At 40.1% G+C, this 17,791-nt stretch carries 19 protein-coding genes; 9 read left to right on the forward strand and 10 right to left on the reverse strand.

The features are described 5' to 3' along the window. Positions 1–40: 40 nt before the first annotated feature. The 3 genes from NSS78_RS04820 to NSS78_RS04830 are packed head-to-tail and all read right to left on the reverse strand — an operon-like array spanning position 41 to position 1,861. The gene (locus NSS78_RS04820) at positions 41–331 is read right to left on the reverse strand and encodes a hypothetical protein (RefSeq protein ID WP_003212420.1); all 291 of its coding nucleotides are present in this window, start codon (positions 329–331) and stop codon (positions 41–43) included. Then, a complete protein-coding gene (locus NSS78_RS04825) occupies positions 319–1,377 on the reverse strand; it encodes an anti-sigma factor (protein WP_003212471.1) in 1,059 nt (352 codons plus the stop codon). Before NSS78_RS04825 ends, NSS78_RS04820 begins: the two co-directional genes overlap by 13 nt. Next, on the reverse strand, positions 1,370–1,861 hold the full coding sequence (locus tag NSS78_RS04830) for a sigma-70 family RNA polymerase sigma factor (protein ID WP_003211938.1): 492 nt from the start codon (positions 1,859–1,861) through the stop codon (positions 1,370–1,372). The genes NSS78_RS04825 and NSS78_RS04830 overlap by 8 nt, the downstream gene beginning before the upstream one ends. A 372-nt stretch (positions 1,862–2,233) precedes the next feature. Here NSS78_RS04830 and NSS78_RS04835 point away from each other — a divergent pair, with 372 nt between their 5' ends. Further along, positions 2,234–2,836, forward strand: coding sequence for a 1-acyl-sn-glycerol-3-phosphate acyltransferase (locus NSS78_RS04835; protein ID WP_003212102.1), 603 nt, complete (start codon positions 2,234–2,236; stop codon positions 2,834–2,836). A gap of 39 nt (positions 2,837–2,875) precedes the next feature. Here the strand turns inward: NSS78_RS04835 and NSS78_RS04840 are convergent, their stop codons facing one another. Further along, positions 2,876–4,207, reverse strand: coding sequence for a hemolysin family protein (locus tag NSS78_RS04840; RefSeq protein ID WP_034620023.1), 1,332 nt, complete (start codon positions 4,205–4,207; stop codon positions 2,876–2,878). Between the two features lie 58 nt (positions 4,208–4,265). Then, positions 4,266–4,706 (reverse strand): MerR family transcriptional regulator, encoded by a 441-nt coding sequence (locus NSS78_RS04845; protein WP_034620022.1) that lies wholly within the window; start codon positions 4,704–4,706, stop codon positions 4,266–4,268. A 334-nt stretch (positions 4,707–5,040) separates the two neighbouring features. Between NSS78_RS04845 and NSS78_RS04850 the strand changes: the two genes are divergently transcribed. After that, the gene (locus NSS78_RS04850; protein ID WP_003210868.1) at positions 5,041–6,423 is read left to right on the forward strand and encodes a hemolysin family protein; all 1,383 of its coding nucleotides are present in this window, start codon (positions 5,041–5,043) and stop codon (positions 6,421–6,423) included. Between the two features lie 89 nt (positions 6,424–6,512). Then, complete coding sequence (locus NSS78_RS04855) at positions 6,513–6,905, forward strand: hypothetical protein (protein WP_003211103.1); 393 nt, start codon at positions 6,513–6,515, stop codon at positions 6,903–6,905. Here NSS78_RS04855 and crcB (NSS78_RS04860) read toward each other — a convergent pair. Genes crcB (NSS78_RS04860) through NSS78_RS04870 form a run of 3 tightly spaced genes read right to left on the reverse strand, consistent with a single transcriptional unit; the run spans position 6,902 to position 8,385 of the window. Next, positions 6,902–7,267, reverse strand: coding sequence for a fluoride efflux transporter CrcB (crcB, locus tag NSS78_RS04860; RefSeq protein ID WP_212046119.1), 366 nt, complete (start codon positions 7,265–7,267; stop codon positions 6,902–6,904). The two genes, NSS78_RS04855 and crcB (NSS78_RS04860), sit on opposite strands and share 4 nt — an antisense overlap. Beyond that, complete coding sequence (crcB, locus tag NSS78_RS04865; protein ID WP_212046118.1) at positions 7,268–7,663, reverse strand: fluoride efflux transporter CrcB; 396 nt, start codon at positions 7,661–7,663, stop codon at positions 7,268–7,270. A gap of 5 nt (positions 7,664–7,668) precedes the next feature. Next, positions 7,669–8,385, reverse strand: a complete 717-nt coding sequence (locus NSS78_RS04870) for a glycerophosphodiester phosphodiesterase family protein (RefSeq protein WP_050945413.1) — start codon at positions 8,383–8,385, stop codon at positions 7,669–7,671. Positions 8,386–8,692: 307 nt separating this feature from the next. Between NSS78_RS04870 and NSS78_RS04875 the strand changes: the two genes are divergently transcribed. The 3 genes from NSS78_RS04875 to NSS78_RS04885 all read left to right on the forward strand — a co-directional run bounded on the left by NSS78_RS04875 (position 8,693) and on the right by NSS78_RS04885 (position 10,808). Next, positions 8,693–8,794 carry a YhdX family protein gene (locus NSS78_RS04875; protein ID WP_017360338.1) on the forward strand — a complete coding sequence of 34 codons (102 nt, stop codon included), beginning with the start codon at positions 8,693–8,695 and terminating at the stop codon, positions 8,792–8,794. 164 nt (positions 8,795–8,958) lie between these two features. Beyond that, a complete protein-coding gene (locus NSS78_RS04880) occupies positions 8,959–10,047 on the forward strand; it encodes a mechanosensitive ion channel family protein (protein WP_212046117.1) in 1,089 nt (362 codons plus the stop codon). A gap of 14 nt (positions 10,048–10,061) precedes the next feature. Next, positions 10,062–10,808: an NAD-dependent protein deacylase gene (locus tag NSS78_RS04885; protein ID WP_137054846.1), complete on the forward strand. Its 747-nt coding sequence runs from the start codon at positions 10,062–10,064 to the stop codon at positions 10,806–10,808. Positions 10,809–10,851: 43 nt separating this feature from the next. Here the strand turns inward: NSS78_RS04885 and NSS78_RS04890 are convergent, their stop codons facing one another. Next, positions 10,852–11,706, reverse strand: a complete 855-nt coding sequence (locus NSS78_RS04890) for a polysaccharide deacetylase family protein (protein ID WP_137054845.1) — start codon at positions 11,704–11,706, stop codon at positions 10,852–10,854. A 296-nt stretch (positions 11,707–12,002) separates the two neighbouring features. On the opposite strand from NSS78_RS04890, the gene dat reads away from it, so the two are divergent. Further along, the gene (gene dat, locus NSS78_RS04895) at positions 12,003–12,860 is read left to right on the forward strand and encodes a D-amino-acid transaminase (protein ID WP_106032305.1); all 858 of its coding nucleotides are present in this window, start codon (positions 12,003–12,005) and stop codon (positions 12,858–12,860) included. A gap of 46 nt (positions 12,861–12,906) precedes the next feature. On the opposite strand, the gene NSS78_RS04900 is transcribed toward dat, so the two are convergent. After that, positions 12,907–13,413: a universal stress protein gene (locus NSS78_RS04900; RefSeq protein WP_003210990.1), complete on the reverse strand. Its 507-nt coding sequence runs from the start codon at positions 13,411–13,413 to the stop codon at positions 12,907–12,909. A gap of 557 nt (positions 13,414–13,970) precedes the next feature. Between NSS78_RS04900 and NSS78_RS04905 the strand changes: the two genes are divergently transcribed. After that, entirely contained in the window at positions 13,971–15,728 is a 1,758-nt protein-coding gene (locus NSS78_RS04905; protein ID WP_212046116.1) for an ABC transporter transmembrane domain-containing protein, read from the forward strand. Continuing rightward, a complete protein-coding gene (locus tag NSS78_RS04910; protein WP_212046115.1) occupies positions 15,725–17,740 on the forward strand; it encodes an ABC transporter ATP-binding protein in 2,016 nt (671 codons plus the stop codon). The genes NSS78_RS04905 and NSS78_RS04910 overlap by 4 nt, the downstream gene beginning before the upstream one ends. The last annotated feature ends 51 nt before the right edge of the window (positions 17,741–17,791 follow it).

Here is a 17,791-nt window from a genome sequence, read left to right on the forward strand (position 1 = left end):
CATTAGTCAAGTAACTCGGGCTTTTCATTTTGAGAACGGCTTAAAAGCCTAATTGAAGATCGACATCGATCGATACGATGGCATAGACACAAAGAATGACAAAGATATTCAGAACGACACCAAGGAACCCAGGGCCCGTACGGCCTTTTTTAATGAACAGTTCAATAATGCCAAATGGAACTGCGGCCATTGCAAAAGGAAGCATCTGAAAAGAATAAAATGTCACATTACTTATAATGGCGAGGTTCAGCATGAGCAGAGATAATATCGCTGTACCGACAGAAATCCAGCCAAATACATTATGCTCTTTAAAAATTCTTACCAATTCCATAATTCCACCTCGCTCACTTTTGCCGTTTTAATGCGTTTTGTCTTCACGAATTTCTCGATTTCTTTCGAAGGACCTGTGATCACAGAGCCATAAATCGTGACACCATTTTGATTGATATAGCGTATGCGGTTTGACAGATCCAGTTCAGATCTGCCAGAGATCGTTTTTGCCCAGGTTGGGTGCTGATTGACATAAGTAAGGGCATCTTTAAATTGATCTACCTCTGTTTTTGATGTGTGCTGAAGCTCTTTTAAGAATTCAGAGTCTCTCCCAGGAAAGCCAATTGGCCGCTGATTCTCGCTTAATGAATCCTCTGTTTTAATCGCATTCCAGAGCACTTTCATATCATATTTTTTAGCAAAGGAATAAACGTCCTTTGGTGTATACGCTTTGTCATAGGAAACATACACTTCACTGACTGTTCCTTCAGGAAGCTTGTCTAAAGTAGTGAGTGTTTGTTTTTTTGATGCATCTGCCTGAGTAGAAGGATGGGTAAAGAAATCCTCCGTATCGCGTGCACTGTCACCATAATATGAGATGGTAGGCTGCTTTAATTTATCGAAAAACATCTCGATTTGCTCACTGCCAATGGCTTCTGTTTTATTGCCAATTTGTTTTTGCAGCTTCAATTCGGTGTTCATTCCAAAAAGCTTGACTTGGCCTTTTAAATCCTTCATATCAATCGCCACGTTTGGTTTCGTCAAAGCGACTGTTACAGCGGCTGTTTCCATGAAGTGATTCCCTTTGCTCTCTGCTCCGCCAACGCCGTAGTATAGATAACTTCCTAATGTACAAAGCGGTAAAATAATAAGTGTAGAGATGACAGCAAGTACAGAAATACGTAAATAAGACTTTCTTTTTCCGTATTGCAAGATGGCTTTTTGCTTTTCAGGACTGATGGAAAAATCGGTCCAATCCGAGTCGTTCAGTTCCTGACTTAAGCGTTTTTCGTTTTCTTCAAGCTCTTCTTCAAACGCTATCATTTCTTCCTCGTTCATCTCACCATTATTATATTGTTCCCATCGCTTGTTAAACTCTTCATTCATCATTAACACCTCTGTTGTAAAGTGCTTTTAGGCGCTGCCTTGCACGAAATAAAACACTTTTAAAATTTGCTTCAGTAATATTCATGACCTTGGATGCTTCCTTGTAATTCAGTTCTTTTAAATAATACAATGTCAACGCTTCCTTGTAGTTATCTGGAAGCTGTTCCAAATACATGTTGAGGACTTCTTTTATTTCAACCTGTTCAGCAGGGCTTTGTACAGACGTTTGTAAAAGGCCGCCAATAAGATCATCCGATATGGTCACTTCTTTTTTATGTTTCCTGACATAATCAATAAAAGCATTTCGTGCCACCTGAAATAACCAAGGTTTCACTTTGCTATGGTCGTAGGAATGAATATGTATATAAGCACGCATAAAGGTTTCCTGCAATAAGTCTTCTGCCAAATGTTTGTCTTTTGTCATGGAGAGCAGAAACCTGTAAACATCGTTCATATACATTTGATAAATTTCATCGATCGTCACTGATTTTTCTCCCCTCTATGTTATACACGCATAAGAAAGGCATAAAGTTGCACGAAACTTCTCAATACCGTACAATACTCATTTCTTTCGCCGAATCAAAATCATTTCTCCTTATCATAGCGAAATTTGCGTCATTTATAAAGCATTTTCAATAGAACAAATCAGGAAAAAACCTTAAAAAACGACAAAATTGGACACAATTCCTCTTCTATTCTCTCCTAAAACCATAGACCTGAATACAGAAAGAACGATGATTTAGAAAGAAAAATGATGTGATGGTTTGGCTGTTTCATGAAAATTTTAGTACCAGGTAATAAAAAATTTGTTATAATAGAAACAAATCCTTCATTCTTCAAACAAAGGAAGTGCACTATGTATAAATTTTCAGGCTATACCATTAAAGTAGTATTTACTCTCCGAGGCGGAATCAAAGTATATCAAAAAGAGAATCTGCCAACGGATCGGGGATTTGTCATTGCATGTACACATGAGGGTTTTGTGGATGTTCTTGCATTAGGCGCAGGAATTCTTCCGTTTGAGATCCACTACATGGCGAAAAAAGAATTGTTTGCAAACAAATGGATCGGTGGATTTTTAAAGAAGATTCATGCCTTTCCAGTTGATCGAGAGAATCCTGGGCCAAGCAGTATTAAAACGCCCATTAAATTATTAAAAGAGGGAAAGATCGTCGGGATTTTTCCAAGCGGAACACGTACAACAGAGGATGTACCTTTAAAAAGAGGTGCGGTTACTATTGCACAGCTCGGTAAAGCGCCAATCGTTCCAGCAGCGTACAAAGGACCGTCCAATGCGAAAAGTCTTTTCAAAAAGGGGAAAATGCGCTTAATTATTGGTGAACCGATTGAGCAGTCAGAATTTGAGCATCTGCCGCCAAAAGAACGATTAGGTGCCATGACGGAAGTATTAAACACGAGAATTAAAGAACTTGAAGCTCAATTAATGGAAAAGGCATAAGAAAAACGACCGCTTGCTTTGGCAAGGGTCGTTTTTTTCTTAAGAAGCGCCTTCTTCAGCGGCTTCTGCTAATTGTTCATTTAACTTTTTGACCTCGATATATACCACATGGTGTCCATCGACTTCATTAATGATAAATTCATAGCCTTGCTCACGAATGGTGTCATTTTTCTCAACTTCATATTTCTGAGTAAGGAACCAGCCGCCGATCGTATCGACTTCTTCGTTATCAAGCTGCGTACCTAAGAGCAGGTTGACTTGGTCCACTAGAACCTTTCCATCAAAGATGTAATGGTCTTCTCCAAGTTTACGCACTTCGTTGATTTCATCCATATCGAATTCATCACGAATTTCACCGACGATTTCTTCAAGGATGTCTTCTACAGTCACAAGACCAGCTGTACCGCCGTATTCATCTGATAAAATCGCCATGTGTACACGTTCACGCTGCATTTTGAGCAATAAATCATGTACAGGAACGGTTTCAATCACATGAATAATTGGATTGACAAACTTTTCGATCGTATCACTTGTAGAACACTCACCGCTAATGCAGGCAGTAAGAACCTCTTTAATGTTCAGAACACCAATCATATTATCTTTATCGCCATCTTCAATTGGATAACGTGTATATTTCTCTACCTTGGTCACCTTCAGCATTTCCTCAATGGTAATATCATGAGGGAAGCTGACAACTTCGGTACGAGGAATCATAATTTCTTTCGCCAGACGGTCATCAAATTCAAAAATTTTATTTACATATTTGAATTCAGACTGGTTAATTTCGCCGCTTTTATAGCTCTCTGATAAAATAATCCGCAATTCTTCTTCAGAGTGCGCCATGTCATGCTCAGAAACTTGCTGAAGACCGAACGCTTTTGTTAACAAACGAGCAGATCCATTTAATACCCAGATAAACGGGAACATCACTTTGTAAAAAATCATGAGCGGTCTAGCAAAAAGAAGAGATACTTGCTCCGCCTTTTGAATGGCGAGTGTTTTTGGTGCAAGTTCTCCAACCACAACGTGTAAAAACGTCATAATACTAAACGCAATAATAAAAGTGACAATAGAACTAGCTGATTGAGGAATGGACAGCTCTACAAATAGTGGAGCAAGCATGTGCGCAATTGTTTCTTCCCCTAACCAACCAATACCAAGGGCGGTAATGGTAATACCGAGCTGACAGGCCGACAGATACTCATCAAGGTGAGTCGTGACATGCTTGACAGCAACTGCTGTTTTATTACCTTCTGCGATTAACTGATCAATTCTTGAGCTTCTTAAGCGAATGATCGCAAACTCTGATGCAACGAAAAATGCGGTTAAAGCTATAAGCAAAGCAACTATAAGTAAATTAACTATGTCCAATTAAGGCCTTCGTTCTGACTTTGAGAACGAAGGTAACACCTCCTGTTTAGTAAAAATTTTAACTTAACAGCAGTAAAAATGATTGGACAGCCGTCATCTTCTCAGGTGTAAGCTGCTCTTTTAATTTTTCACGTTGTTCTGGTTGAAGCTGCTTACAACGTACCAAAATGCGGTCCATATGCTCGTTCATCCGATCGATATCAGATGTTAAATGGACAAGTTCATCAGGATCTTCCTTTTGAGAAGGGAATTGTTCATCTAATCTGGATTTGATGTCAGAAAGAGCCAATCTCTGCTGTTTGCAAAGAACGATTAATTGTAATCGTTTTAAAGCATGTTCATCGTAATAACGATAATTTGAGCAAGATCTAACAGGCGCAAGCAACCCTAGATTTGTATAATAATCTACAGTACGTTTCGTCACCTGTGCAATCTGTGCTAGTTCACCAATACGATACTTTTTCTCAGCCCCATCTGAACATCTCCTCCTAACCGTCACGTTATAGTTTATGAAAATAGTTTAATATAATTCTAGCCTGAAATACAAGTTAATTGTTCATATTTCCTGCCGATATGAAGAGGAGAAAGGGATTTCTCAGTCTAAATTGTCCTGTCAAATTTAACATAGTGATACAGGAATTTTCAGATTATTTATGGTAAGATAAAATGAAGACCGTTTCATATATATGTAGAGAAGCGGATTTATACGTGAACCGGAGGTGGTTAAGTGGGGCCCTCAATATAGTCTTATTTAATCAGTTAACCGTTTTGCAAAACATAACATCATCAATCAGGAGGTGACTCCTTGTTCTTCTAAGAAAGAGCAAGGTTAAATGGACGATATTGTTAATCTGAGTATAGTCGGTGTTTTGATTGCTTTAACAGCTTTCTTTGTTGCATCTGAATTTGCCATAGTAAAGGCGAGAAGCTCAAGAATTGATCAGCTTGTTGCCGAAGGGTCTAAAAAGGCCATCGTGGCGAAAAAGGTGACATCAAGGCTGGATGAATATTTGTCAGCCTGTCAGCTCGGTATTACAGTGACATCCCTTGGTTTAGGGTGGATTGGTAAGCCAGCTGTAAAAGAACTTTTGGTTCGAGGTTTCGGTTTGACAAACATTCCTGATTCAGCAATCAGCCTGATCTCAGCAACACTTGCGTTCTCTATTATTACCTTTTTGCATGTAGTCGTCGGTGAGCTTGCACCAAAAACACTGGCGATTCAAAAGGCGGAAAAAATGACGCTCTGGCTGTCAGGCCCGCTGCATGCATTTTATATCCTAATGTTCCCTTTCATTTATGTGTTAAACGGGTCAGCCCGTGTTCTAACCAAAATGATGGGCATCGATATGGGGTCTGAAAAAGAACAATCCCATTCTGAAGAGGAATTAAAGATTTTATTATCTGAGAGCTTAAAAAATGGGGAAATCAACCCATCAGAATATAATTATATGAACAAAATTTTCGACTTTGATAATCGAATTGCCAGAGAAATCATGGTCCCGCGGAGAGAAATTTGTGCCATTCCAGAAGATATGCCGCTAGATGAAATCCTCTCCATCATGACGCAGGAAAAATATACACGCTTTCCCGTGTTTTCAGGTGATAAAGATCATGTCATCGGCATGCTGAACAAAAAGCAGCTCTTTGCAGATCTTGTGTATCAAGGAGAAAAAGATCAACTGAAGATTCAAGATTATATATATCCAGTGATTGAAGTCATTGACACGATTCCTATTCAAGAGCTTCTTGTCAAGATGCAGCGCGATCGAATGCATATGGCGATTTTAACCGACGAATATGGCGGAACGTCTGGACTTGTCACAACAGAAGATATTTTAGAAGAGATTGTTGGAGATATTCGAGATGAATTCGATGAAGATGAGCAGCCGGTTATTCAAAAAAGAGCCGATCATCATTATGTTTTAGATGGCAAAGTCAGATTAGATGAAGTTCAAGATTTGATTGAAATGTCATATCATGATGAAGAAATTGATACAATAGGCGGGTTAATCTTAAATGAGAACATTGATATCCGAGAAGGACAATCCATTTATCTTGATGATATTCGGATGAAGGTCTTGGAGATGGATGGACGCTATGTGAAAAAGATCGACCTAAAGAAAGGCGTCACATCATCAGAAAAAGGAAATACACGCACAGGGCTTGATATAAAAGAGCCGCTGTTAGTAAATGAAATGACCTTGAGCGAAAAATAAGCTCAAGGTTTTTTTAGGTATTTAGTCTCTTTTTACGAATGCTCGTTCGGGTTATAATGAGAACAAACGTTCTATATAGGGGGATGGATATGCTTTGGTATGAAACAGCCAGTATCACGGAGAAAAAAACCTCAATGAAACGAATTGAGTTTCATTTGAAGAATTTTAAAAATTACCAGGCAGCGATTTTAAATATCGAAAGACAGCTTGAAAAAAGAAATCCGCATCATTTGGATCACATGACACGGAAGAAGTTAGAAGAGCAAAAAAATCAGTATGAACTCATCGTTGCTTGTATTGAAACAGCACTAAAAGAGTTGGATGAGATAGAGAAGCAGCTCATCGATTACAAATACTTTCGAGATTGGCGGATGGCCAAGTGTGCGATGGAAATCGGCTACAGTGAAAAAACCCTCTTTTTAATGAAGCGCCAGCTTATGGATCAATTGCTCATTAGCTTAGCTGCGATCACCAATATTTAAAAAAGGTGTTGTCCTATTTGATAGAACGCAGTAAAGAAACAGAAAGACCCGATGATTGTCGTCAATAAGTAGACAGCAAGTTTTCCGATTTGCCGCTGCTGTAGCATGGTCGCAGACTCTACACTAAACGTAGAGAATGTTGTAAAGCCACCGAAAAAACCTGTTCCAATGATCACAAGCAGCGGATGATTAGCAGTCACGGCACCTGTCAGTATACCTAAACCGGCAGCACCTAATAAGTTGATAAGAATAATACTGTACGGGAAACGAGCATGAGACTTAGATTTCTGTATCGTTTGGCTAATCAAAAAACGAAGGACGCTGCCAATCCCGCCGGCAATAGCTGTATATAAAACGATCATTTATCTGCCTTCTCTCTGCTGCTTATTTTGATGAAAGAGTCGTTGAGCTAGCATTAGTCCACATAAGGCAGCCGCTACTCCTGCAATGACTGAGAGCAGGATGTAGATCACACTTGAAGTGATTTGCCCGGTCTGTAATAAAAGAATCGTTTCTTTAGAAAAAGTGGACATTGTCGTAAAACCTCCGCAAAATCCTGTTCCGATCAAAGCGGCAAGATATTTTTTTCTCTTTTGGAACATAAAATATCCTGTTGAAAAACCAAGAAGCAGACTGCCTGTCACGTTTTCGATTAGCGTTGCATAGGGGAATGTTTGGCTGACAATCGATTGGCTTAGTTCATATCTGCAAAGTGTCCCAATCAGTCCACCAATAAATACGGCAAGATACGCTTTCATTTACATCATTTCTCCTTTAGAAAAAATAGCGGATGATCCGTCACGACACCATCAACGGGATATTTTTTAATCCGATCGGCTGTTTTTTGATCTTTCACAGTCCATATAAACACATCCATCCCGAATGTGTGGATGCGGTCTATCCACCATCTATTGATCATCGTTTTTTTCATATTAAGACAATTTGCAAACGAGCTGTATGCCGTTAACTTTCTTTTCGTCAGTTTAAATGCATTAGGCTTTATAATCAAAGCTGTTCTAAGAGAAGGGGCGAAAGCTTTGATTCTTTGCAGTGCATGATCGTCAAAAGATTGAATCATGATATGACGAGAATAGGCAAACCGATTGACGATGCGGGCAACTGCCTTTTCAATTCCTATCTGCCGTTTTGGGTGTTTGATCTCGATCAATATCCCGATCCGCTGGCTGTATCTTTCAAGAATTTCGTGTAATGTTGGAATTCGTTCATTTGTGTACTGTTGGTCAAACCAGCTTCCTGCGTCCAGTTTTTTCAACTGATCGAGTGTATAGCTTTTGACTAAGCCGTTCCCGTTCGTCGTTCGGTCAACTGTATCATCATGGATCACGACGACGTGCTGGTCCAATGTGAGCTGTACATCTAATTCAATATAATCTGCACCCTGCTGAACAGCTAAATCAAATGCAGCAATTGTATTTTCTGGGGCAGCGCTTGATGACCCTCTATGCGCAATAATATACACATGCTCCAGCTCCCTGACTTAAGTTCTGGTCTTATCATATCAAATGCTTTACCGTTTTTCCTTCTTTACTATATGGACGAAAGAAGAGCTGTATGTAATGGTGAATCGGATTGCTAAGAAAGTATGAGAATACAAATGTAAAAAGTTGCAGGAATATCCCAAGCCATGATTGAGTAAATCTGAAGTACATCAAATTTTTCTTCGATCAATTTTGTCCAAATCGTCAGCGTTCGCCAAAATATTAGTGCTTTCGTCATGTTGACTGAAAATTCTGATGTTTTATAATGATGAAAAGGAGGCGAGATGATTGGGTAAAGGGAGAATTAGAGTGGAAGAACGTATTAAGGCCGAAACGGATGCTGAAATGTTTAAAGCGACTCTCCTTGATCAGGCTCAGAAGAAAAAGTAGTTTGCTGCCCGTCGATATGTCTCTAGCCAAAATTTCATAATTGAACATCATGCCTCGGGACTGATCCCGAGGCTTTTTATTTAGAGGTCAGACATTTATGAGAGGACATAAACGAAGGTTATATTATAAACTAGAGAGGATTGTTTTAAAGGAGAGAGACAAACATGATTACACAAAAATGGATGGATACATATTTTACAGTAGATGTTGCGATCCAAATCGGTATTAGCCTTTGTATTTTATTGCTTTTTTTATTGCTTCGGAAAGTATTTACGAAGTACTTATTTCATCTTCTCTTTAGGCTGACCAATCGGTCTAAAACGGAGGTCATTAACCAAATTGTTGTGGCATTCGAAAAGCCAGCCAGACTGTTTTTTGTTGCACTTGGGTTATATTTGGCGTTAAGACAGGCACCATACTTTGAGCATCATATGGATGTCATCGTCAAATTATATAGATCCTCCATTATATTGATGCTGACATGGGGGCTTTGTAATTTAACCGCAGCTTCTTCTTTCTTATTTCAAAAAGTAAATTCGAAATTTGAATTAGAAATGGATGATATTTTAGCGCCGTTTTTATCAAAGGTGCTTCGTTTCATTATTATTGCACTAAGTATTAGTGTCATTGCACAGGAATTTAATTATGATGTAAATGGACTTGTGGCAGGTCTTGGTCTAGGGGGTCTAGCCTTTGCGCTTGCTGCACAGGATACGGTGGCGAACTTTTTTGGAGGGGTCGTTATCATTACAGAGAAGCCTTTTACAATGGGCGACTTTGTGGAGACGCCAAGTGTTCTTGGGACTGTCGAGGACATTACATTTCGAAGTACAAAATTTAGAACACCTGCTGAAGCTGTCGTGACAGTTCCGAATTCTACGCTTTCAAAGGAACCAATCACGAACTGGACGAGAATGAATAAACGCCAAATTACGTTTTCCGTACGTGTATCCTACAATACACCAAAGGAAAATCTGGACCATTGTATCAAACGTCTCAAACAAATGCTTTATGAGCATGATGGGGTGCACAAGGAGACAATCATGGTGAATCTCGATGTACTGGCAGACAGTTATTTGAATTTATTTTTTAACTTTTACACAAACACGACGGCCTGGGCTGAAAACCTGAATATCAAACAGGACATTAACTACCGTATTATGGATATCTTCCATGAAGAAGGTGTAGAATTTGCCTTCCCTGGACAGACCATTTACATGAAACAAAAAGGTGAAAAACAGCTGAGTGAATAAAGGAGGAAGGATGCGTGGATCAAACAAAGGTGGCAGTGCTAAGAGAGAAATTAACGCAGGCTTCACATATAATGGTGCTTTCAGGTGCGGGGATGAGCACGGAATCAGGTATTCCCGATTTTAGATCAACGGGCGGCTTATGGACTGAAGACACCGCTCGCATGGAAGCGATGAGCCGCTCCTACTTTTTATCAAACCCTTATCAATTCTGGCCGAAATTCAAGGAATTGTTTCAGATGAAAATGAGCGGGGAGTACGAGCCGAATAGCGGGCATACCTTCTTAGCAAGCCTTGAGAAACAAGGAAAACTTGTAGAGATTTTTACCCAAAATATTGATGGCCTGCATAAAAAAGCAGGAAGCCAGCATGTATATGAACTTCACGGCTCCATTCAAACAGCTACTTGTCCATCATGCCAAGCGACATATGAATTGCCTTATTTATTACAAGAAGAAGTGCCTGTATGTCTAAAGGTTTCCTCAGACGGACGGACATGTGGGCAAGTGCTGAAAACAGATGTTGTCCTTTTTGGAGACAGGGTTAAACATTTTGATCAAGTAGAGAAATCACTTCAGCAAGCGGACCTTCTGCTCGTCATGGGAACCTCCCTAGAAGTAGTGCCAGCAAGATATATTCCAGAAGATGCCGCTCAAAATCCTTCCATCTTCAAGGTGATGATGAATTTGAGTGAAACAGAATACGATCCATTGTTTGATCTTGTCTTTCATGAGCGAATTGGCGATCTCGTGAAAGCTTTATAATTCATAAAAGACCCCGCATCCAAAAAAGGTGCAGGGTCTTTCTTTATTGTTGCAGCGGCTTCATCGTTTCATCAAGTACTTCAAATGTATAGCCCTTTGCTTTTAGCTGTGTGAGCAAACTGTTTAAGTATTTTGCTGTCGCTGGCTGATCGTGCATTAAGATGATCTTTGGTTCCTTTGGATGTTTTGTCTCTAGCACTTGCAGTTGATTCAATACTTCTGGTACATATTTTGAGCTTTTATATTTCCAGTCAAGACTGTCAATTGTCCAATCCCAGTAGATAAAGCCTTTTTGTTTTAAACGTGCTTTTTGCTGATCGGTTAAATTTGGGGCGCTGCCATAAGGTGTTCTCACAAGATGTGAATACTCTCCTGTGACAGAAGCCAAAATGCGCTGATCTTCCTTCATCTCATTAACGGGAGAATCACTTTTTTGATAAAAGCGTTTCACATCGTGTGTGATCCCATGAAGCCCTAACTGATGACCTTCTTGATGAAGTCTTTTCACAGCGGCCGGATGTTCCTTAATCTGCGGCCCAAGCATGAAGAATGTAGCCTTTACTTGATGCGCCTTGAGCACATCTAAAAGCTGGTTTGATGTCGCTGACGGACCATCATCAAAGGTTAAAAAGATCGTTTGATCCGTTACGTGTTTGTTTGGGTTGATCTTAAAATGTGCATCTAATGTTTTCGTAGAATCATCTTTTGCTTTCAGACTTGTGCTTGTGTCTCGGAATTGACTGCTCGCAGACATTTTAGCCGGCTGGTCTGCTGCCTGCATATTGGTTTTAGATATATCCCAAATAAAAAAGAGGATCAGTGACAGAATCACTAAACCAATCGCCTTTGAGAGCAGCATCGTGTTTGAAGGTGTCTGTTTTTTCGTAACCCGTTGCATTACAATCGCTCCAATAAATCAAAAATTTTTGTCGAATCATGTAGTAGATTCTGTCTTTTTTCACTGTTTTTTGTCGTGTTTATATGGAGTAAGTATACAGGAAAAAAGAGCCTATGAATATAGAAGATGCTAAAAAATTGGAATCTTTTTGGTTATGAGTCTATCTTTGTTACAATAGAAAGTTGACCATTTATCATGATGTGAAATAATTCTGAATAATCATTGAAACATACCCATTTATCCGCTAAGATAGCATCAGATTCAACCATTAATGCGAAGCGAAGGGGAGATTCCGTATGAAAGTATTGTATAATGACGATTTCATTGAAAAAAAGGATGCACATGTGGATATTGAAGACAGAGGCTATCAATTTGGTGACGGTGTCTATGAGGTCATCCGTGTATACAATGGGAATTTGTTTACATTAAAAGAGCATACAGAGCGTTTGTTCAAGAGTGCAAAAGAAATCGGCATTCATCTTCAAGGTGCAGTATCAGATATGGAAGAAAAGTTAAAACAGCTCGTCGCCCATAACCAATTAACAGATGGCGGCGTGTATATTCAAGTCACACGGGGCGTCGCACCTCGTAAACATCAATATGGCAATTCTCTCACTCCTCAAATCACAGCATATACGTTCCAGGTGAAAAAGCCTGTTCATGAGCAGACAGCTGGTGCAAAGGCTATATTATCTGAGGACCTTCGCTGGTTAAGATGTGATATTAAAAGCTTAAATCTTTTATATAACGTCATGGAAAAACAGAAAGCATCTGAAGCTGGTGCGTTTGAAGCCATTCTGATTAGAGACGGTTTTGTGACAGAGGGTACTTCCTCGAATGTATATGCCGTCATTGATGGCGTGATTCGCACACATCCCGCAAACAATTTTATTCTAAACGGCATTACCCGTAGAAAGCTTCTTGAAGTATGTGAAGAAGAGGGATGCAGCGTTGGAGAAATGCGTATAAGTAAAGAAGAGCTGCTGCGCGCGCAGGAAATTTTCATCAGCTCGACGACGGCTGAAGTCATTCCGATTGTTGAAATTGATGGTCAGCCAGTAGGTGAAGGCGTTCCAGGAGAGTTAACAAAGCGTGTACAGGAAGGCTTCCAGCAAAAAATTAAACAGGAAAGTGAAGCATCGATTTCTTCATAAATAAAAAGAGGCTGTAAACGAATGTTTACAGCCTTTTGTGATTCTTTTATTTTACAATAAGCACAGGAATATCTGATTTTGATGATAACTTTTCACTTACACTGCCAAAGAGCATTTTTTTCAATCTGCTTTGGTCACGTGCTCCCATGACGATGAGGTCTGCTGATATGTCTTCAGCATATTCGATAATCGCTTCCGCTGGTTCCCCCTCAACAATTTCAATCGCAGCTTCAAACTGCTCCTCATTTAAAAGCATTCTTGCTTCTGCAACGACCTCTTCTGTATGATCTTCAAAAATCAAGGGACTTTGCTGTTCATCATGAGGTACATACACAGGGGGTGTTTGAAGGTCTGCCATGCCGCCGCCGATATAAGCTCCGCCAGTCATTGGGCGCGGTGCATCAAACACCTGTCTGCTTGATTTGCCATCATGTGCATAGGCAACGGTCAGCTTGGCATTCAAGGTTTTGGCTAAAGCGATTGCCTTTTTTAATGCTTTCTTACTGTCTTCATGTCCATCAAACGCAACGACCATCCGATCAGCTTGAAACAATGTCCTCATTCCTTTCAAAAGGAGTCTTTACACTCATGGTATACCCGTTATCTGAAAAAGATACACATGAAGGTGGTGAACTTTTTGTTAGAAAATTTCATTTATTGAAAAATATTTATTGACAAAATGGTGACAGCCACTATAAGATAAAAAAAGATTCAAGAGCCAAAAGGAGGAAATGTCATGTGCAACATTGGAAGAATGAAATCAAACTGCATGAATGGGTTGATTCACGTGACAATTACACCTTCATTGGTCATTGAAAAGGGACTCGTATGTTCCAATTGATCGGATGAATCAAGGCGTATGTTGCGTATTTGTCAACATGCGCCTTTTTACATGACGAAAAGAGGCGTACCAGATTGCTGGTTGCCTCTTTTTTTGTTGTATTCATTTCGCATTCCGAAATAAAGGGATGGAGATCAACAAGTAAATGAAGAGGAGTGAAAGCATGTGAACATGCCAAAAACAAGACAAATGACAAAAACCAAAAAAATAATTCAAGGTGACAGCCAAGAAAATCTAGAAAGCGGCTAGCTTTAAAAGGAGAGACAAACATGTTTTCAGTATTTACAAAATTAGGCTGGTTCTTCAAACAAGAGTGGAGGCGTTATACGATCGCCATTACGCTCCTGCTCATTGTGAATGTGCTTGAAATGCTGCCGCCAAGATACCTTGGGCAGGCAGTGGATGACATTCGTTCTGGTCAATTTACAACATCTAGTATGATGTTTTATGTAGCCATTTTTTGCTTGCTAGGTGTCGTCGTCTATACACTGACATATTTTTGGATGTATCAGTTATTTGGCGGCGCAAATGTCATGGAGCGTGTAATGCGCGGGAAACTCATGCGCCACTTACTCAAGATGACACCCACCTTTTATGAAAAGAAAAAAACTGGTAACTTAATGGCATTAGGTACAAACGATTTGAATGCTGTAGCTTTAACGACAGGCTTTGGCGTTCTGACATTGGTGGATTCCACTGCTTATATGCTGATGATCTTTTTTACGATGGGTCTGACGATTAGCTGGAAATTAACTTTAATGGCGATTATCCCTATGCCGCTGATGGCGCTTTTGATTGCGTATTATGGCAGCAAAATTCATGATCGCTTTACAGTTGCTCAAGATGCATTTGGTGATATGAATGATCGCGTCCTTGAATCGGTCGCAGGTGTCCGGGTCATCCGGTCTTTTGTACAGGAGAAGCAAGATGTCGAACGCTTTCGCCAAATGACAGATGATGTATTTCAAAAAAATATGAGAGTGGCGGTCATTGATTCATTGTTTGAGCCGACAGTGAAATTACTTGTCGGTGTCAGCTACTTAATAGGAATTGGCTACGGAGCCTATCTTGTATTCCAAAGTGATTTAACCATTGGTGAGCTTGTCGCTTTTAACGTCTATCTTGGGATGATGATCTGGCCAATGTTTGCGATCGGCGAGTTGATTAATATTATGCAAAGAGGAAATGCGTCGTTAGACCGGTTGAATCATACACTCAGCTACAAGCCGGATGTCACAGACGCTTCTCAGCCAAAAACGTTACAAGAGCCTGGCGATATTCAGTTTGATCGCGTGACATTTAGGTATCCAACTTCCCCTAAAGATAATTTAATTGATGTGTCCTTTACGATTCGAAAGGGGCAAACGATCGGAATTACAGGCAAAACAGGAAGCGGTAAAACGACTATCGTAAAACAGCTTCTGCGCCAGTACCCAACAGGTGATGGTCAAATCCTGCTATCAGGAGTCCCAATCCAAGAGATCGAATTGGATCAGCTATTTCAATGGATCGGATACGTACCGCAGGATCATATTCTTTTTTCTAAAAGTGTAGAAGAGAATATGCGTTTTGGTCATCGAGACGCAAAACAAAATGAATTAGCACAAGCGATCAAAGATGCTTATTTTGAAAAAGATTTACGTCTTTTGCCTGAGGGTCTCGAAACCATGGTCGGAGAAAAAGGTGTGGCGCTGTCAGGTGGACAAAAGCAGCGAATTTCCATTGCACGCGCTTTATTAATAGATCCCGACATTTTAATACTGGATGACTCGCTTTCTGCGGTAGATGCAAAAACAGAAACCGCTATTTTAGAAAATTTAAGGCAAAATCGTCATGGAAAAACGACGTTTATTACGACTCATCGTCTATCAGCTGTTGAGCATGCAGATCTCATACTTGTCATGGAAGAAGGACGCATCGTCCAAAAGGGAACTAACGAAGAGCTTATTCAGCAAGATGGATGGTACAAAGAACAATTTCTGCGTCAGCAGCTGACAAACCAGCTGGAAGGAGGGGATGAGGCATGACAACAGGAAGAAGACTCCTTGCCTACGCACTCCTTTATAAGAAAGTACTGTCTGTTGCCTTGATCTTTCTCATCATTGCAGTAGGTGCTGAACTGACAGGACCATTTATTGGGAAGAAAATGATTGATGATCATATTTTAGGCGTAGAAAAGCCTTATGTCGAGGTCAATGAAAAAACAGACAAAACCGTTTATTACCAGGGAAATAACTATATACGAAGCGATCGATTAGACAGTGATATGGAATCCGGAAAACAAATCAATGTGGTGCAGGTCGGATTCGGTTACTATTTTGTGAATGAGCCCATTCGTTTTGATGGAAACCGAAAGATATCGGGAGATCAGCTTACCATTGAAAATGGAAACGAGCGCGAGACCTATCAAGTACAGCGTTTATCGAAAGAGGAAATTTTCTCTTTTTATGAGCCGGAAATCAGTGGTTTGGTGCAGCTTGTTCTATTTTATCTAGGGCTTCTCGTTATTGCGATTTTCTTTCAATATACGCAGCATTATCTGTTACAGCGAATAGCCAACCGAATTATTCAAAAAATGAGGGTTGATGTATTTGAGCATATTCAAACACTGCCTATCCGGTATTTTGATAATTTACCTGCTGGAAAGGTCGTAGCGAGGATCACCAATGACACAGAAACCATTCGTGATTTATATGTGACAGTCCTCGCCAATTTCGTGACGAGTGCGATTTACATGATTGGGATTTATATTGCCATGTTTTTATTAAATGTGAAGCTGGCACTCATTTGTTTAGTGGCGGTACCGATTATTTTCCTATGGTCAATGACCTACAGAAAGTTTGCATCGGTGTACAATCACCGCATTCGTTCGATCATTAGTGACATCAATGCCAAGCTAAATGAAGCCATTCAAGGGATGACCATTATTCAAGCGTTTCGCCATGAAAAAGTGACGAAAGAGGAATTCGATGAGCTGAACAACAATCACTTTCGATATCAGCGAAAGATGCTCCATTTAAATTCACTTCTTTCGCATAACTTAGTTAACCTGCTTCGGAATTTAGCCTATGTGGCACTCATTTGGTATTTTGGCGGTGCGTCCTTAAGTGCGACGGGGATTGTGTCGATTGGTGTGCTCTATGCGTTTGTCGATTATTTAAATCGATTATTTCAGCCGATTACAGGCATTGTGAACCAATTCTCGAGATTGGAATTAGCACGGGTTTCCTCGGAAAGGGTTTTCCGATTATTGGATGAGCCAGGAACAACAGTGGAAGAACCCGTTCAGAAGGAAATGGAAGGACACGTTCAGTTCCAAGATGTCACCTTTGCTTATAATGAAGGGAAAAATGTATTAAAGAACATTACGTTCGAGGCCAAAAAAGGCCAGACGGTTGCACTTGTGGGGCATACTGGTTCTGGGAAAAGCTCGATCATGAACTTACTGCTGCGTTTTTATGACATTCAGCAAGGAGACATTCTCATTGATGGAGAAAGCATTTATCGCCAGTCCCGGCAAACGTTGCGGAAACAAATGGGCATTGTCCTTCAAGACCCGTATTTATTTTCCGGAACGATTGCATCCAATGTCAGCTTAGGAAATGAAGACATTAAAAGAGAAACGATTGAAGCATCATTAAAACAAGTAGGCGCAGTAGAGTTATTGAAGCATCTGCCAGAAGGATTTGATGAACCAGTCGTTGAAAAGGGAAGTACTCTTTCCTCAGGGGAACGTCAGCTCATTTCATTTGCTCGTGCACTAGCATACAATCCAGCGATCTTAATTTTAGATGAAGCCACCGCAAACATTGATACAGAAACAGAAGCGATCATTCAACGAGCGCTTGATGTTGTCAAAGAAGGACGAACAACTTTTGTCATTGCTCACCGATTATCCACCATTAAGAAAGCCGATATGATTTTGGTTTTAGAAAAAGGGGAAATTGTCGAGCGGGGCAGTCATGATCAACTCATGCAGCAAGAAGGGCTATATGCGCAAATGTACGAACTGCAAAAAGGTGCTGTGGCAAACAGCTGATGAATCACAAAAAGAGCCTATTCATTATGAATGAGGCTCTTTTTATTTGCA

This window comes from Bacillus sp. FSL W8-0920 (assembly GCF_038593215.1).
Lineage (GTDB): Bacteria > Bacillota > Bacilli > Bacillales > Bacillaceae > Bacillus > Bacillus pumilus.

Excerpts from the sequence above, each read along its gene's own strand:
- NSS78_RS04820 (WP_003212420.1), bottom strand. The coding sequence starts at position 331 with ATGGAATTGGTAAGAATTTTTAAAGAGCATAATGTATTTGGCTGGATT.
- NSS78_RS04825 (WP_003212471.1), bottom strand. The coding sequence starts at position 1,377 with ATGAATGAAGAGTTTAACAAGCGATGGGAACAATATAATAATGGTGAG.
- NSS78_RS04835 (WP_003212102.1), top strand. The coding sequence starts at position 2,234 with ATGTATAAATTTTCAGGCTATACCATTAAAGTAGTATTTACTCTCCGA.
- NSS78_RS04850 (WP_003210868.1), top strand. The coding sequence starts at position 5,041 with ATGGACGATATTGTTAATCTGAGTATAGTCGGTGTTTTGATTGCTTTA.
- NSS78_RS04855 (WP_003211103.1), top strand. The coding sequence starts at position 6,513 with ATGCTTTGGTATGAAACAGCCAGTATCACGGAGAAAAAAACCTCAATG.
- crcB (WP_212046119.1), bottom strand. The coding sequence starts at position 7,267 with ATGATCGTTTTATATACAGCTATTGCCGGCGGGATTGGCAGCGTCCTT.
- crcB (WP_212046118.1), bottom strand. The coding sequence starts at position 7,663 with ATGAAAGCGTATCTTGCCGTATTTATTGGTGGACTGATTGGGACACTT.
- NSS78_RS04880 (WP_212046117.1), top strand. The coding sequence starts at position 8,959 with ATGATTACACAAAAATGGATGGATACATATTTTACAGTAGATGTTGCG.
- NSS78_RS04890 (WP_137054845.1), bottom strand. The coding sequence starts at position 11,706 with ATGCAACGGGTTACGAAAAAACAGACACCTTCAAACACGATGCTGCTC.
- dat (WP_106032305.1), top strand. The coding sequence starts at position 12,003 with ATGAAAGTATTGTATAATGACGATTTCATTGAAAAAAAGGATGCACAT.
- NSS78_RS04905 (WP_212046116.1), top strand. The coding sequence starts at position 13,971 with ATGTTTTCAGTATTTACAAAATTAGGCTGGTTCTTCAAACAAGAGTGG.
- NSS78_RS04910 (WP_212046115.1), top strand. The coding sequence starts at position 15,725 with ATGACAACAGGAAGAAGACTCCTTGCCTACGCACTCCTTTATAAGAAA.